The organism is Pseudomonas sp. Leaf59 (genome assembly GCF_920984685.1).
Taxonomy (GTDB): Bacteria; Pseudomonadota; Gammaproteobacteria; order Pseudomonadales; family Pseudomonadaceae; genus Aquipseudomonas.
On the sequence record NZ_CAKLBR010000001.1, the window covers coordinates 178,898 to 192,331 of the forward strand.

General features: G+C 62.7%; 12 protein-coding genes. All 12 read left to right on the forward strand.

Going from position 1 to position 13,434, the window contains the following annotated elements:
- The first annotated feature begins 83 nt into the window (after window positions 1-83).
- A complete protein-coding gene (arnC, locus tag LUB09_RS00640) occupies window positions 84-1,115 on the forward strand; it encodes an undecaprenyl-phosphate 4-deoxy-4-formamido-L-arabinose transferase (RefSeq protein ID WP_231421278.1) in 1,032 nt (343 codons plus the stop codon).
- Window positions 1,112-3,103 (forward strand): bifunctional UDP-4-amino-4-deoxy-L-arabinose formyltransferase/UDP-glucuronic acid oxidase ArnA, encoded by a 1,992-nt coding sequence (gene arnA / locus LUB09_RS00645; RefSeq protein ID WP_231421279.1) that lies wholly within the window; start codon window positions 1,112-1,114, stop codon window positions 3,101-3,103. Before arnC ends, arnA begins: the two co-directional genes overlap by 4 nt.
- A complete protein-coding gene (arnD, locus tag LUB09_RS00650; RefSeq protein ID WP_231421280.1) occupies window positions 3,103-3,987 on the forward strand; it encodes a 4-deoxy-4-formamido-L-arabinose-phosphoundecaprenol deformylase in 885 nt (294 codons plus the stop codon). The genes arnA and arnD overlap by 1 nt, the downstream gene beginning before the upstream one ends.
- The gene (gene arnT / locus LUB09_RS00655; RefSeq protein WP_231421281.1) at window positions 3,984-5,639 is read left to right on the forward strand and encodes a lipid IV(A) 4-amino-4-deoxy-L-arabinosyltransferase; all 1,656 of its coding nucleotides are present in this window, start codon (window positions 3,984-3,986) and stop codon (window positions 5,637-5,639) included. The genes arnD and arnT overlap by 4 nt, the downstream gene beginning before the upstream one ends.
- Window positions 5,636-5,983: a 4-amino-4-deoxy-L-arabinose-phosphoundecaprenol flippase subunit ArnE gene (gene arnE / locus LUB09_RS00660; RefSeq protein WP_231421282.1), complete on the forward strand. Its 348-nt coding sequence runs from the start codon at window positions 5,636-5,638 to the stop codon at window positions 5,981-5,983. Before arnT ends, arnE begins: the two co-directional genes overlap by 4 nt.
- Window positions 5,980-6,381 carry a 4-amino-4-deoxy-L-arabinose-phosphoundecaprenol flippase subunit ArnF gene (gene arnF / locus LUB09_RS00665; RefSeq protein ID WP_231421283.1) on the forward strand — a complete coding sequence of 134 codons (402 nt, stop codon included), beginning with the start codon at window positions 5,980-5,982 and terminating at the stop codon, window positions 6,379-6,381. Before arnE ends, arnF begins: the two co-directional genes overlap by 4 nt.
- Window positions 6,378-7,757, forward strand: coding sequence for a UDP-glucose dehydrogenase family protein (locus LUB09_RS00670; RefSeq protein WP_209981977.1), 1,380 nt, complete (start codon window positions 6,378-6,380; stop codon window positions 7,755-7,757). The genes arnF and LUB09_RS00670 overlap by 4 nt, the downstream gene beginning before the upstream one ends.
- A gap of 3 nt (window positions 7,758-7,760) precedes the next feature.
- Window positions 7,761-9,383 carry an ArnT family glycosyltransferase gene (locus LUB09_RS00675; RefSeq protein ID WP_231421284.1) on the forward strand — a complete coding sequence of 541 codons (1,623 nt, stop codon included), beginning with the start codon at window positions 7,761-7,763 and terminating at the stop codon, window positions 9,381-9,383.
- Between the two features lie 304 nt (window positions 9,384-9,687).
- The gene (locus tag LUB09_RS00680; RefSeq protein WP_209981982.1) at window positions 9,688-9,855 is read left to right on the forward strand and encodes a hypothetical protein; all 168 of its coding nucleotides are present in this window, start codon (window positions 9,688-9,690) and stop codon (window positions 9,853-9,855) included.
- A 171-nt stretch (window positions 9,856-10,026) separates the two neighbouring features.
- Window positions 10,027-10,737, forward strand: a complete 711-nt coding sequence (locus LUB09_RS00685) for an HPP family protein (RefSeq protein ID WP_231421285.1) — start codon at window positions 10,027-10,029, stop codon at window positions 10,735-10,737.
- A gap of 131 nt (window positions 10,738-10,868) precedes the next feature.
- Entirely contained in the window at window positions 10,869-11,972 is a 1,104-nt protein-coding gene (locus tag LUB09_RS00690; protein ID WP_231421286.1) for an enoyl-CoA hydratase/isomerase family protein, read from the forward strand.
- A 3-nt stretch (window positions 11,973-11,975) separates the two neighbouring features.
- The gene (locus tag LUB09_RS00695) at window positions 11,976-13,127 is read left to right on the forward strand and encodes an acyl-CoA dehydrogenase family protein (RefSeq protein WP_231421287.1); all 1,152 of its coding nucleotides are present in this window, start codon (window positions 11,976-11,978) and stop codon (window positions 13,125-13,127) included.
- Window positions 13,128-13,434 lie beyond the last annotated feature (307 nt).

Consider the following 13,434-nt stretch of genomic DNA (forward strand, 5'->3'; position numbering starts at 1 on the left):
AGTTACCCGCGGTCTGCAGGTTCGCCCCCTGATTGCTGCTGTTTTCACGCTTCAAGTTGCGCTAACCCCGAGGTCATGAATCTTTGAAACCCTACCCTATTCATTGCGTGTCGATCGTTATTCCGGTCTACAACGAACAAGAGAGCCTGCCTGAACTGTTGCGTCGCACCACTGCCGCCTGCAAGCAACTGGCCTACGAATACGAAATCATCCTGGTGGATGACGGTAGCCGCGACAACTCGGCCCAGATGCTCGAAGACGCGGCGAACGAAGACGGCAGCAACATCGTGGCAGTGATCCTCAACCGCAACTACGGCCAGCATGCCGCGATCATGGCCGGTTTCGAGCAATGCCGAGGCGAGGTGGTGATCACCCTCGACGCCGACCTGCAGAACCCGCCGGAAGAGATCCCGCGCCTGGTCGAGCAGGCCGCCCTTGGCTACGACGTGGTCGCCACCGTGCGCAACAATCGCCAGGACTCGGCCTTTCGCCGCTGGCCTTCGCGCCTGATCAACCTCGCCGTGCAGCGTTCCACCGGCGTGGCCATGACTGACTACGGCTGCATGCTGCGCGCCTACCGCCGCACCATCGTCGACGCCATGCTCGCCTGCCGCGAGCGCAGCACCTTCATTCCAATCCTGGCCAACGGCTTTGCCCGCCACACCACGGAAATCCTGGTGCACCACGCCGAGCGTGAACACGGCGAATCCAAATACAGCGCCATGCGCCTGATCAGCCTGATGTTCGACCTGCTCACCTGCATGACCACCACGCCACTGCGCCTGCTCTCCATTGTCGGTTTCAGCCTGGCGGCGCTGGGCGTGCTGTTCGCCTTCGCGCTGGTCATCCTGCGCCTGGCCTTCGGTGCACAGTGGGCCGGTGACGGCATGTTCGTGCTGTTCGCGGTGCTGTTCGTGTTCACCGGCGGCCAGTTCATCGGCATGGGTTTGCTGGGTGAATACCTGGGACGCATGTACAGCGATGTGCGCGCCCGCCCCCGTTTCTTTATCGAAAAAGTGCTGCGCAACCAACCGGCAGCACCTGCACCCGTGGTCGTCGTCGACGGCCTGGTGTCTTCCCATACCTCCACTTCTTCCGATCAGGTTCAGTCATGAGTTCAAAAGCTGTTGTATTCGCGTACCACGATATTGGCTGTGCAGGCATCGAAGCCCTGCTCGCTACGGGTTACGACATTGCTGCCGTGTTCACCCATGCCGATGATCCCAAGGAAAACAATTTCTACGGCTCCGTCGCGCAACTGTGCGCACGCAATGGCATCCCGGTACACGCTCCGGAAGACGCCAACCACCCGCTGTGGGTCGAACGCATCGCCAAGCTGAACCCGGATTACATCTTCTCTTTCTACTACCGCAACCTGTTGAGCGAAGCCCTGCTGGCCACCGCCAAAAATGGCGCGTTCAACTTGCACGGCTCGCTGCTGCCCAAATACCGTGGCCGCGCCCCGGCCAACTGGGTGCTGGTCAATGGCGAAACCGAAACCGGCGTGACCCTGCACCGCATGGTCAAGCGTGCCGATGCCGGCGCGATCCTCGCCCAGCAAAAAGTCACGATCGACCGCAGCGATACCGGCCTGACCCTGCACGCCAAACTGCGTGACGCGGCCACCAGCCTGCTGCGCGACGCCCTGCCGCAGCTGGCCCAGGGCAAGCTGACCGAAACCGCCCAGGACGAAAGCCAGGCCACCTGCTTTGGTCGCCGTACCGCCGCCGATGGCAAGCTCGACTGGAAAAAGCCGGCTGAACAGCTGTTCAACCTGGTGCGCGCGGTGACTCAACCCTACCCGGGCGCCTTCTGCGCCGTGGGCGAGCACAAACTGATCGTATGGCAGGCCGAGGTGGTCAAGGGCAATGAAGGCCTGGCGCCGGGCCGCGTGATCAGCGTCAACCCGCTGCGCATCGCCTGCGGTGAAGACTCCCTGGTGATCAAGTTCGGCCAGCGCAACGCCAGCGGCCTGTACCTGGCCGGCCCTTCCCTGGCCGATGAACTGGGCCTGGTGGACGGCTCCGTGCTGCGCGGCGCCGAATCCGGCCGCAAGCCACGCCGTACACGTGTGCTGATCCTGGGGGTCAACGGCTTTATCGGTAACCACCTGTCCGAGCGCCTGCTGCGTGATGACCGCTACGAAGTCTATGGCCTGGACATCGGCTCCGACGCCATCGAGCGCCTGCGCAGCCACCCCAATTTCCATTACGTGGAAGGTGATATCAGCATCCACACCGAGTGGATCGAATACCACATCAAGAAATGCGACGTGGTGCTGCCGCTGGTGGCCATCGCCACGCCCATTGAATACACCCGCAACCCGCTGCGCGTGTTCGAGCTCGACTTCGAGGAAAACCTCAAGTTGGTGCGCTACTGCGTCAAATACAACAAGCGCGTGATCTTCCCGTCGACCTCCGAAGTCTATGGCATGTGCCAGGACCAGTACTTTGACGAAGACACCTCCAACCTGGTGGTCGGCCCGGTCAACAAGCAGCGCTGGATCTACTCGGTGTCCAAGCAACTGCTCGACCGCGTGATCTGGGCCTACGGCGACAAAGGCCTGAAATTCACCCTGTTCCGTCCGTTCAACTGGATGGGCCCGCGCCTGGACCGTCTGGACTCGGCGCGTATCGGTAGCTCCCGGGCGATCACCCAGTTGATCCTGAACCTGGTGGAAGGCACGCCGATCCGCCTGTTCGACGGTGGCGAGCAGAAGCGCTGCTTCACTGATATCGCCGACGGCATCGAAGCCCTGGCGCGCATCATCGATAACGACAACGGTGTCTGCGACGGCCAGATCATCAACATCGGCAACCCGGAAAACGAAGCCAGCATCCGCCAGTTGGGCGAAGAACTGCTGCGTCAGTTCGAAGCCCACCCACTGCGTGGCAACTTCCCGCCGTTCGCCGGTTTCCGCGACGTCGAGAGCAAGGCGTTCTACGGCACCGGTTACCAGGACGTGGCACACCGCAAGCCGAGCATCGACAACGCCAAGCGCCTGCTGAACTGGACGCCGACCGTGGAGATGAGCGAAACCATCGGCAACACGCTGGACTTCTTCCTGCGCGAAGCCATGCTCGAAATCGCGGACAAAAAGTAATGAAGGCAGGCTTGCGCATCGACGTCGACACCTACCGTGGCACCCGTGAAGGTGTGCCGCGGCTGCTCGAATCCCTGGACGAAGCCGGGGTTAAAGCGACGTTCTTCTTCAGCGTCGGGCCGGACAACATGGGGCGCCACCTGTGGCGCCTGATCCGTCCGCAGTTCCTGTGGAAGATGCTGCGTTCCAACGCTGCCGGCCTGTATGGCTGGGATATTTTGCTGGCCGGCACCGCCTGGCCGGGCAAACCGATCGGCCGCGACCTGGGGCACCTGATGCGCCAGGCCAAGGCGGCGGGCCACGAAGTCGGCCTGCACGCCTGGGACCACCACGGCTGGCAGGCCAACACCGGACGCTGGAGCGAAGCACAACTGATCGAACAGATCCGCCGTGGCGTCGACACCCTGAGCGACATCCTGGGTGAACGCATCGACTGTTCAGCTGCCGCCGGTTGGCGTGCCGATGAGCGCGTGGTGCAAGCCAAGCAAGGGTTCAACTTTCGCTACAACAGCGATTGCCGGGGTACCAGCCTGTTTCGGCCGACATTGGCCGACGGCAGCGCGGGTACGCCACAAATTCCGGTAGACCTGCCGACCTTCGACGAAGTCGTCGGGCCGGTGGTGGCTGCCAAAGACTTCAACGGCTTCATTCTTGACCGCTTTGAAGCGGCCAGGCTCAACGTCTACACGATCCACGCAGAAGTAGAAGGGATTCTGATGGCCAATGATTTTCGCCAGTTGCTCGCCCAGGCAGGGCAGCGCGGCATCGAGTTCGCGCCACTGGGTGAGCTGTTGCCCACCGACATCGACACCCTCCCCCGGCAGCAACTGGTACGCGGCGCCTTGAGCGGCCGCGAAGGCTGGCTTGGAGTGCAGCAGGCATGATTCGGCGTTGGGCGCTGCCCCTGTTGTTGCTGGCCTTCGGCGCGTTTTACCTGCTGCCATTGGCCACCCATGGCCTGTGGATTCCGGATGAGTCGCGTTATGCGCAGATCAGCCAGGAAATGCTGCTGACCGGCAAATGGGCCGCGCCGCACTTCATGGGCATCCGCTATTTCGAAAAACCTGCCGCCGGTTACTGGATGATCGCGTTCGGCCAGGCGATCTTCGGGCAGAACCTGTTCGGCGTAAGGTTTGCCTCGGCCCTGAGCACCGGCCTGAGCATCCTCCTGGTGTACGCCGTGTCGCGCCGCTTGTGGGATAACCGTCAGAAGAGCCTGATCAGCACCGTGCTGTACATGAGCTTCGTCAGCGTGGCGGCGCTGGGCGGTTATGCCAACCTCGATCCGCAGTTCACCTTCTGGGTCAACCTCACCGGCGTTGCGCTGTGGTTTTGCTTGGACAGCAGCACCCGGCGTGGCCGCCTGTGGGCGTGGGCCCTGCTCGGGTTCGCCTGCGGCATGGGCTTCTTGACCAAAGGCTTTCTGGCGTGGCTGCTGCCGGTGTTGATTGCCTTGCCTTATATGGTCATGCAAAAGCGTGTGGGTGAACTGATGCGTCATGGGCTGATCGCGGTGGCGGTTGCCACGGCTGTCAGCCTGCCATGGGCGCTGGCCGTACACCTGCAGGAGCCGGACTACTGGCACTTCTTCTTCTGGCACGAGCATATCCAACGCTTTGCCGGCGAAGATGCCCAGCACGCCGAGCCGTTCTGGTATTACCTGCCGCTGCTGGCCGTCTTTTCGCTGCCGTGGCTGGGCCTGCTGCCGGCCACCTTCAAGCAGGCCTGGCTGGACAAGCGCTCGCCGAAAATCACCTATCTGTTGCTGTGGCTGCTGATGCCCCTGGCCTTCTTCAGCCTGGCCAAAGGCAAGCTGCCGTCCTACATCATGCCGTGCCTGCTGCCCCTGGCCTTGCTGATGGGCCATGTGCTGGCCGACACACTGGCCCAAGGCCGCACCCGTGCCTTGCGCATCAACGGTTGGCTGAACCTGATTCTCGGTGTCGTGGCGCTGCTGGCGCTGGCCTGGGTGCAACTGAAAAAACCGCTGTATGAACCCGGCCAGGAAACCTTCAGCCTGGTGCTGGTGTGTGTCTGCCTGTTCGGCTGGGTCATCGCCAACCTGCTGCAGGCCATGCGCCCGTTGACGCTGTGGGCGGCACCGCTGATCGGCAGCGGCTTGCTGGTTGCCCTCGCCCCGGCCGCGCTGCCCCATTCGGTGGTTTACAACAAGACCCCGGATCAATTCATCCTTGATCACCTGCAAGAGCTGCAACCCGCCACCGCGCTGCTGAGCAACGACCTGGGCGCCGCGTCGGCCCTGGCCTGGCGCCTGCAACGCGCTGACGTGACCCTTTACAACTCCATCGGCGAAGTGAAATACGGCCTCGCCTACCCGGATGCCGGCCATCACATGGTGGACACCCATCAGATTCAGCAATGGATGATTGATGCGCGCAGGCAGGGTCCGGTCGGTGTGGTGATGCGGGTCAAGGGCGATGACGAGGTTGCCGAAGTCAATCTGTTGCCCCAGGACGGCAAACGGTACGAGCAAGGCAACATCGTAATCCTCATCTTCGCCCAGGTGGCACCGTGATCACCCTGTTGCTGTTACTCGCCGCGTGCCTGCTCACCTGCATGGGCCAGGTCTCGCAGAAGTTTGCCGTGGAAAGCTGGCGCCACCAGCCCGCGGGCTGGGCGTTGAAGCTGCGCTCGCCGTGGTTGTGGTCGGCGCTGCTGTGCCTGGGGTTTGGCCTGCTGGTGTGGCTGCTGGTGTTGCAGCGCCTGGAAGTCGGGATTGCCTACCCGATGCTCAGCCTGAACTTTGTGCTGGTCACGTTGATGGCGCGGTTCGTGTTCCATGAACCCGTCGACGGCCGTCACTGGCTAGGCGTGGCGCTGGTGATTGCCGGCGTTGTGTTGCTGGGGCGCCAGGTATGAGCCGCGTACGGGGTTTCGCCCTGGCCATGGGCAGCGTCGGCCTGGTCAGCGCCGCACAGCTGGGCATGCGCTGGAGCATGACGCGCCTGCCGCTGCCCCATGAGTGGCTGAGTGCACCGATTGATCCGAGTGCGCTGGGCGTGGTGATCCTCGCGATCCTCGCCTACGCACTGTCGATGCTCTGCTGGCTGGGTGCGCTCAAGCACCTGCCGCTGGGCCGTGCCTATTCATTACTGAGCATCAGCTACGCGCTGGTGTACCTGCTGGCTGCCAGCCTGCCGGTGTTCAACGAATATTTTTCGCTTTCAAAAACTCTGGGGGTGGCGTTTGTCATCCTCGGTGTGTTGGTTATCAACTCCCGCCGTGCTAGCGCAGCAAGTCCCAGGAATGCCTCATGAAAATCAGTGTATTTGGTAGTGGTTACGTCGGTCTGGTGCAGGCCACCGTATTAGCCGAAGTCGGTCACGATGTCATCTGCATGGACGTGGATCAAAACAAGGTCAAGCTGTTGCAGCAGGGCCATGTGAGCATTTTCGAGCCGGGTCTTGCGGCCATGGTCAAGGAGAACCTGGAGAGCGGTCGCCTGCACTTCACCTTTGATGAAAAACTGGCGGTCGAACACGGCGAAGTGCTGTTTATCGCCGTGGGCACGCCGTCGGACGAAGACGGCTCGGCCGACCTCAAATACGTGCTGTCGGTGGGTGATGCCGTGGCCCGCCATCGTGTGGCCCCGGTGATTCTGGTGGAAAAATCCACCGTGCCCGTCGGCACCGGTGACACCTTGCGCGCGCACATTGAAAAAGCCCTGCGCGTGGCCGGCCGTCACCTGGAGTTCGATATCGTCTCCAACCCGGAATTTCTCAAGGAAGGCTCGGCCGTTGCCGACTGCCGCCGCCCGGACCGCATCATCATCGGCTGCGAGCGTGAAGAAGTGCGCGAGGTGATGCGCGACCTGTACGCGCCCTTCAACCGCAACCATGACCGCATCATCTTCATGGACCTGCGCAGCGCCGAGCTGACCAAGTACGCCGCCAACTGCATGCTGGCCACCAAGATCAGCTTCATCAACCAGATCGCCGAGCTGGCCGAACACCTGGGCGCCGACATCGAAGCCGTGCGCCTGGGCATCGGTGCCGACTCGCGCATCGGTTACCACTTCATTTACCCGGGCTGCGGTTACGGCGGTTCGTGTTTCCCCAAGGACATGCGCGCTTTGATCCACAGCGCCAGGCAGGCCAACTGCTCCAGCGACCTGCTGGAGGCGGTGGAAGCGATCAACCAGCGCCAGAAGAGCAAGCTGTTCGAGCGCATCAACGCGTTCTTCAAGGGCAATCTGCGCGGCAAGACCTTCGCCCTCTGGGGCCTGGCCTTCAAGCCCAACACCGACGACATGCGCGACGCCCCCAGCCGCGTGCTGATGGAAGCCCTGTGGGCCGCCGGCGCCAACGTGCGCGCCTTCGACCCCGAAGCCATGCAGGAAACCCAGCGCCTCTACGCCGATGAAGAGCGCCTGATGCTGATGGGCACCCCGGAGTCCACGCTGGTGGGCGCTGACGCGCTGATCGTCTGCACCGAATGGCAGCAGTTCAAGGCGCCGGATTTCGACCTGATCCACCAGCGCCTGAAAACCCCGGTGATCTTCGATGGCCGCAACCTGTATGACGGCGAGCGCCTGGCGCGCAAAGGCTTCCAGTATTTCCCGATGGGCCGTGGCGACTCCTGCACGCTGCCGATACCGCAGCAGCAATGGTTGCCCCAGGTTGTGGAAGCCTGATACGTGAACAAAGCGCAACCCTCCCCGCTCACTGCAACGCTGCGCCGCCAATCCCTGGGTCTGGGGTTGCTGGCGCTGTTGCTGTTTGTCGTCGGTAACTGGCATCAGGCAATCATCGGCTTTGACTCGCGTTTCGTGGTGTTTGCCCAGGAGATGCTGCGCCATGGGCCGAGCTTTTTCCCCACCACTTACGGGCAGCCCTACGCCGACTACCTGGCGACGTCCACCCTGCTGACCTGGGTGTTGTCGTTGCCGTTTGGCCAGGTCACCAGCTTTACGGCCTGGCTGCCCACCTCCATGGCGTCGGCGCTGATCGTTACCCTGGTATATCGCCTGACGGCGCCCTACTCCACGCGCTGGGGCCTGCTGAGCGTGGCAATGCTGTTGCTCAGCAGTACCTTCATTACCGAGACCCGCGCGGTATCCCTCGACCAGATGCTCGCCGCCGTGGCATTGGCGGTGTTCTACCTGGGTTACGCCCATGATCATTTCGGCGCGGCCAGGCGCGTGCACTGGCTGTTCCTGCTGCTGATCATCGGCTTCGCCATTCGCGGGCCCATCGGGCTGGTGATTCCTGTCGGCGTGCTGTGCAGCTACTACCTGCTCAATCACCAATGGCGCCAGTTGTTCAGCTTCGGCCTGCTGGCCCTGGCGTTGCTGGCGGCGTGTATGGGCCTGTTGCTGCTGCTGGCCAAGCTCAGTGGCGGCGAAGTGTTCATGCAGGACGTGATCCGCATGCAATTTCTGGGACGCATGGACGGCAGCGAAGGCTCGAGCGGCGTGCTGTATTACTTCACCAGCTCGCTGGGCAACTATGCCCTCGCCTACCCGCTGGCGGTGCTGGTGCTGCTGGCGGTGCTCGCCGGCGGGCGCCGCCCCGCGGACCCGGCGTTACAACTGGTGCTGTACTGCGCGGCGGCCGGTGCGCTGGTGATGCTGGGGCTGTCGGTGCCACAGGCGAAAAAGGCGCGCTACATCCTGCCGATGCTGCCGATGGCGGCGATCATAGCGGCCTACCCGTTCCAGGTCAGCCAGGGACGCTTGTTCGCCGGATTGCGCGCCTTGATGCTGGGCATCTGGACGCTGTCGCCGGCACTTCTGGCGATCGGGCTGATGGTTGCGCGGCGGCGTTATCCGCAGCAGCTGGACAGCCTTGGGCTGATGTTTGCCGTGCTCGCGGTGCTGCAACTGCTGGCATTGCTTTCGTTGCTGAAGCCGCGATGGCGCCCGCTGGGGCCGGCGTTGGCGGCCGTGCTTGCGATCTGGTCGACTTACATCGTGGTGGTCGAGCCTCTCGAGCGCGCGGTCTACGACACCCGCGCTTTCAGCCTTGCGGTCAAGGCGCGGATCCAGCAGGAGCCTGCCCCGTTGGTGCTGCACGGCCTGGGCAAGGATGCGAAAGCCATCAAGTTCATGGTCGGTTATGGCTGCGACAAGGTGCCCCTGTTCACCCGGACGTCCAGAGACCTGGCACCGCTGCAAGGGCCGGCATGGCTGGTGATGAGTGCCCAGGACTTCGCCCGCCTGGAAGACCCGCGCCTGCATGACCTCACACCGACCCTCACTGGAACCTTTGACAAGGATGCCTACGTGCTGCTGCATCTGGAGAAGGCTTCGCCGCCTTGAGCGCAGTGTTGACCGATTTGTAGGACGTGACGCCCGCTCTTTCAGGAGCGGGCGTTTTTCGTCACAAGCACCCGGAAACACCCTACACATCTATGCGTAAAGACCGATTAACTCTGCCTTTCGGCGCCCCCACCCCGTCGGTAAACTCGCTTGCCAGTGCGTTAACTATCTACAACCCGACGCACACTGCATAACAACAAGGACGCTGTCGGCCAGCCTCATCACGGCCGCCTACTGCATAAAAGAGGGCAATGCCGTGTCGGATGATTTTTTGCTTGTTGCCGTGCCGAGGCTGGATGGATTGATGGAACTTCGCGATGCCGTGGTGGCGCTGAACGGGCCGCTGGCCGAGGACCCGGCGGTGCAGGAAAACCTGCACCGTCAGCTGTTCAACGAGGAACGCAGGACCCGCGTGCTGGGGCGCATCAGTGCGGTGTCAGCACAAGACACCCGGCAAATTCCCTTTGGCTGATGGCCTTGACTCCAGTTTTATTGCATTCAACCTGCATTAATATGCATTGGACCCGCCCATTCAACGGCGGCACACTGCGCAGGTTCCTTCCCCAATTGTTGGAACTTGCGAGGGCTTTTCCGGGAAACCAGGCAAGCCCTTTTTTTTGCCCGCTGTTCATGGATTCGTACAATGTTCGCTCGCTGGTTACCCGCAGCCATCAATACCCGACCCGCCGAATGGAGCCGTGCCGCCATCGGCATGGCCCTGGGCACCCTGTTCAGCGTGTGGCTGTGCGCTCAGGTATTTGGCATGGACGTAGCGCTGCACCTGCTGGGGCCGCTGGGTGCGTCGGCAGTGTTGCTGTTCGCGGTGTCATCCGGCGCACTGGCGCAGCCGTGGTCAATCATCGGTGGTTACCTGTGTGCGACGGTCGTTGCGCTGCTGGTGGCCCGGGTCCTGGGGCGCACCCTGGGCAGCGCGTGTCTGGCGGCAGGCATGACGGTAATCCTGATGTGCTGGCTGCGCTGCCTGCACCCACCGGCCGGGGGGCTGGCGATGACCCTGGTGCTGGCCGATCCTGCATCCGCCACCCTTGGCTGGCACGAACTGTTCGCCGTGATGCTCGGCGCCGGCGCATTGCTGACCTGTGCACTGGCCTACAACAATGCCACCCGCCTCCGCTATCCAAAGGCAGCCGATAGGTCACCCGAGGCCGTCATGGGCAGCCAACCGCCGATGACTGACCCGGCGATCACCGCCGCCGACCTGAAGCGGGCCCTGGCTGAAATGGAACAGTTCTACGACATTGAACCGAGCGAGTTGGAGCAACTGGTCCATGCGGCCGAGGGCCATGCGCGCCGCCGCAGCATCGGCGAAGTCCTGGCCCGTCGCGTGGCATGAGCATGGCTGCATAAATGCAGGAAGCACCTGCATGTTTGAAGGTTGTACTGGGCAAATTTGCACTGGTAGGATCGTGAGCAGGTTCGTTCGCGAATATCTTGATAAAGACAATAAAAAGCAGGGAGTTAGAGATGACTGCTCAGGTTTCCGCCGAGGCAAGCCACGTCGACACGCACACCACGGATGTTCTGGCCGAAGTCCGCAACCATATCGGCCACCTTACCCTCAACCGCCCGGCCGGCTTGAACGCTCTCACGCTGGACATGGTGCGCAGCCTCAACCGCCACTTGCAGGCCTGGGCCGATGACCCGCAGGTGTACGCGGTGGTGCTGCGCGGCGCCGGCGAAAAAGCCTTCTGCGCCGGCGGCGATATCCGCTCCCTGTACGACAGCTTCAAGGCCGGCGATACCCTGCACGAGGACTTTTTCGTCGAGGAGTACGCGCTGGACCTGGCGATCCACCATTACCGCAAACCCGTACTGGCCCTGATGGATGGCTTCGTGCTGGGCGGCGGCATGGGGCTGGTGCAAGGCGCTGACCTGCGGGTGGTCACCGAGCGCAGCCGACTGGCCATGCCGGAGGTGGCCATCGGTTACTTCCCCGACGTGGGCGGCAGTTACTTCCTGCCGCGCATTCCGGGTGAGTTGGGGATTTACCTGGGCGTTACCGGCGTGCAGATTCGTGCGGCCGATGCACTCTATTGCGGCCTGGCCGACTGGTACCTGGAGAGCGAGCGGCTGACCGACCTGGATCAGAAGCTGGACGACCTGCGCTGGCACGGCGCCCCGCTCAAGGATCTGCAGGGCGTGCTGGCCAGACTGGCCGTGCAGCAACTGCCCGATGCACCGCTGGCCGGGTTGCGCCGGGCTATCGACCACTTCTTTGCCTTGCCGGATGTGCCGAGCATGGTCGAACAGCTGCAGCAGGTCACGGTCGCCGACAGCCATGAATGGGCGATCAACACCGCCAGCCTGATGCAGACCCGCTCGCCGCTTGCCATGGCGGTGACCCTGGAAATGCTGCGTCGCGGCCGCCGCCTGCCGCTGGAGCAATGTTTCGCCCTGGAGCTGCACCTGGACCGCCAGTGGTTCGAGCACGGCGACCTCATCGAAGGCGTGCGCGCGTTGATCATCGACAAGGACAAGGCGCCTCGCTGGAACCCGCCGTCCCTCCACGAGCTGCACGCCGCCCACGTTGAACGCTTCTTTCGCGACTTCAAGCAGGTTGGGAGATAAGTCATGCAAGATATTGAATACACAGAAGATCAGGTAATGTTTCGCGACATGGCACGCGACTTTGCGCGCCATGAGATCGCCCCGCATGCCCAGGTGTGGGAAAAAGCCGGCTGGATCGACGACGCCTTGGTCGCGAAGATGGGCGAACTGGGCCTGCTGGGCATGGTCGTCCCCGAGGAATGGGGCGGCGCCTATGTCGATTACGTGGCTTACGCCTTGGCGGTGGAGGAGATTTCCGCCGGGGATGGCGCTACTGGTGCGTTGATGAGTATCCATAATTCAGTAGGTTGCGGGCCAATCCTCAACTACGGCTCACTGGAGCAGAAGCAAACCTGGCTGGCGAAACTTGCCAGCGGCCAGGCGATTGGCTGTTTCTGCCTGACCGAGCCCCAGGCCGGTTCCGAAGCGCACAACCTGCGCACCCGCGCCGAACTGCGCGACGGTCAGTGGGTGATCAACGGCGCCAAGCAATTTGTCAGTAACGGCAAGCGCGCGCAGCTGGCGATCGTGTTTGCGGTGACCGACCCCGATCTCGGCAAGAAAGGCATCTCGGCGTTCCTGGTGCCCACTGACACCCCGGGGTACGTGGTCGACCGTACCGAACACAAAATGGGCATCCGCGCGTCCGACACCTGCGCCGTCACCTTCACGGCCTGCACCGTGCCCGAGGCCAACTTGCTGGGCGAGCGCGGCAAGGGTCTGGCCATTGCGCTGTCGAACCTGGAAGGCGGCCGCATCGGCATTGCCGCCCAGGCCCTCGGTATTGCCCGTGCAGCGTTCGAAGCGGCGCTGGTGTATGCCCGTGACCGCACGCAGTTCGACAAGCCGATCATCGAGCACCAGAGCGTGGCCAACCTGCTGGCCGACATGCAGACCCGCCTTAATGCGGCCCGATTGCTGATCCTGCACGCCGCGCGCCTGCGCAGTGCCGGCAAACCGTGCCTGTCGGAAGCCTCGCAAGCCAAGCTGTTTGCCTCGGAAATGGCCGAGAAGGTGTGTTCGTCTGCGCTGCAGATTCATGGCGGGTACGGGTACCTGGAGGACTACCCGGTGGAGCGCTACTACCGGGACGCGCGGATCACGCAGATTTACGAGGGCACCAGTGAGATTCAACGAATGGTGATTGCCAGAGAGTTGAAAAACTATCCGCTCTGACTGACGCCACACCAAGCTGCGGGAGGGAGCTTGCTCCCTCTTATCAAACACCCAATAACTTTTTGACTTTAAAACCTGAAGTCTCAGGCAGCCACATTCCTCTGTGGCGAGCGGGCTTGTCCTGCGTTGGGCTGCGCAGCAGCCCCAAAACCAGGCGCTGAGCCGTATCAGGTACACCGCGTTTTGCTTGATTGGGGGTGCTTCGCACCCCAACGCGGGGCAAGCCCGCTCGCCACAATAAGCCCACAAGCGCAGATTCCCTGTGGCGAGCAGGCTTGTCCTGCGTTGGGCTGCGCAGCAGCTCCAA

Bases quoted from the DNA above. Each gene is read 5' to 3' on its own strand.
- LUB09_RS00680 (WP_209981982.1), top strand. From the start codon at position 9,688: ATGGAACTTCGCGATGCCGTGGTGGCGCTGAACGGGCCGCTGGCCGAG.
- arnF (WP_231421283.1), top strand. From the start codon at position 5,980: ATGAGCCGCGTACGGGGTTTCGCCCTGGCCATGGGCAGCGTCGGCCTG.
- LUB09_RS00690 (WP_231421286.1), top strand. From the start codon at position 10,869: ATGACTGCTCAGGTTTCCGCCGAGGCAAGCCACGTCGACACGCACACC.
- arnT (WP_231421281.1), top strand. From the start codon at position 3,984: ATGATTCGGCGTTGGGCGCTGCCCCTGTTGTTGCTGGCCTTCGGCGCG.
- arnA (WP_231421279.1), top strand. From the start codon at position 1,112: ATGAGTTCAAAAGCTGTTGTATTCGCGTACCACGATATTGGCTGTGCA.
- LUB09_RS00695 (WP_231421287.1), top strand. From the start codon at position 11,976: ATGCAAGATATTGAATACACAGAAGATCAGGTAATGTTTCGCGACATG.
- LUB09_RS00685 (WP_231421285.1), top strand. From the start codon at position 10,027: ATGTTCGCTCGCTGGTTACCCGCAGCCATCAATACCCGACCCGCCGAA.
- LUB09_RS00670 (WP_209981977.1), top strand. From the start codon at position 6,378: ATGAAAATCAGTGTATTTGGTAGTGGTTACGTCGGTCTGGTGCAGGCC.
- arnD (WP_231421280.1), top strand. From the start codon at position 3,103: ATGAAGGCAGGCTTGCGCATCGACGTCGACACCTACCGTGGCACCCGT.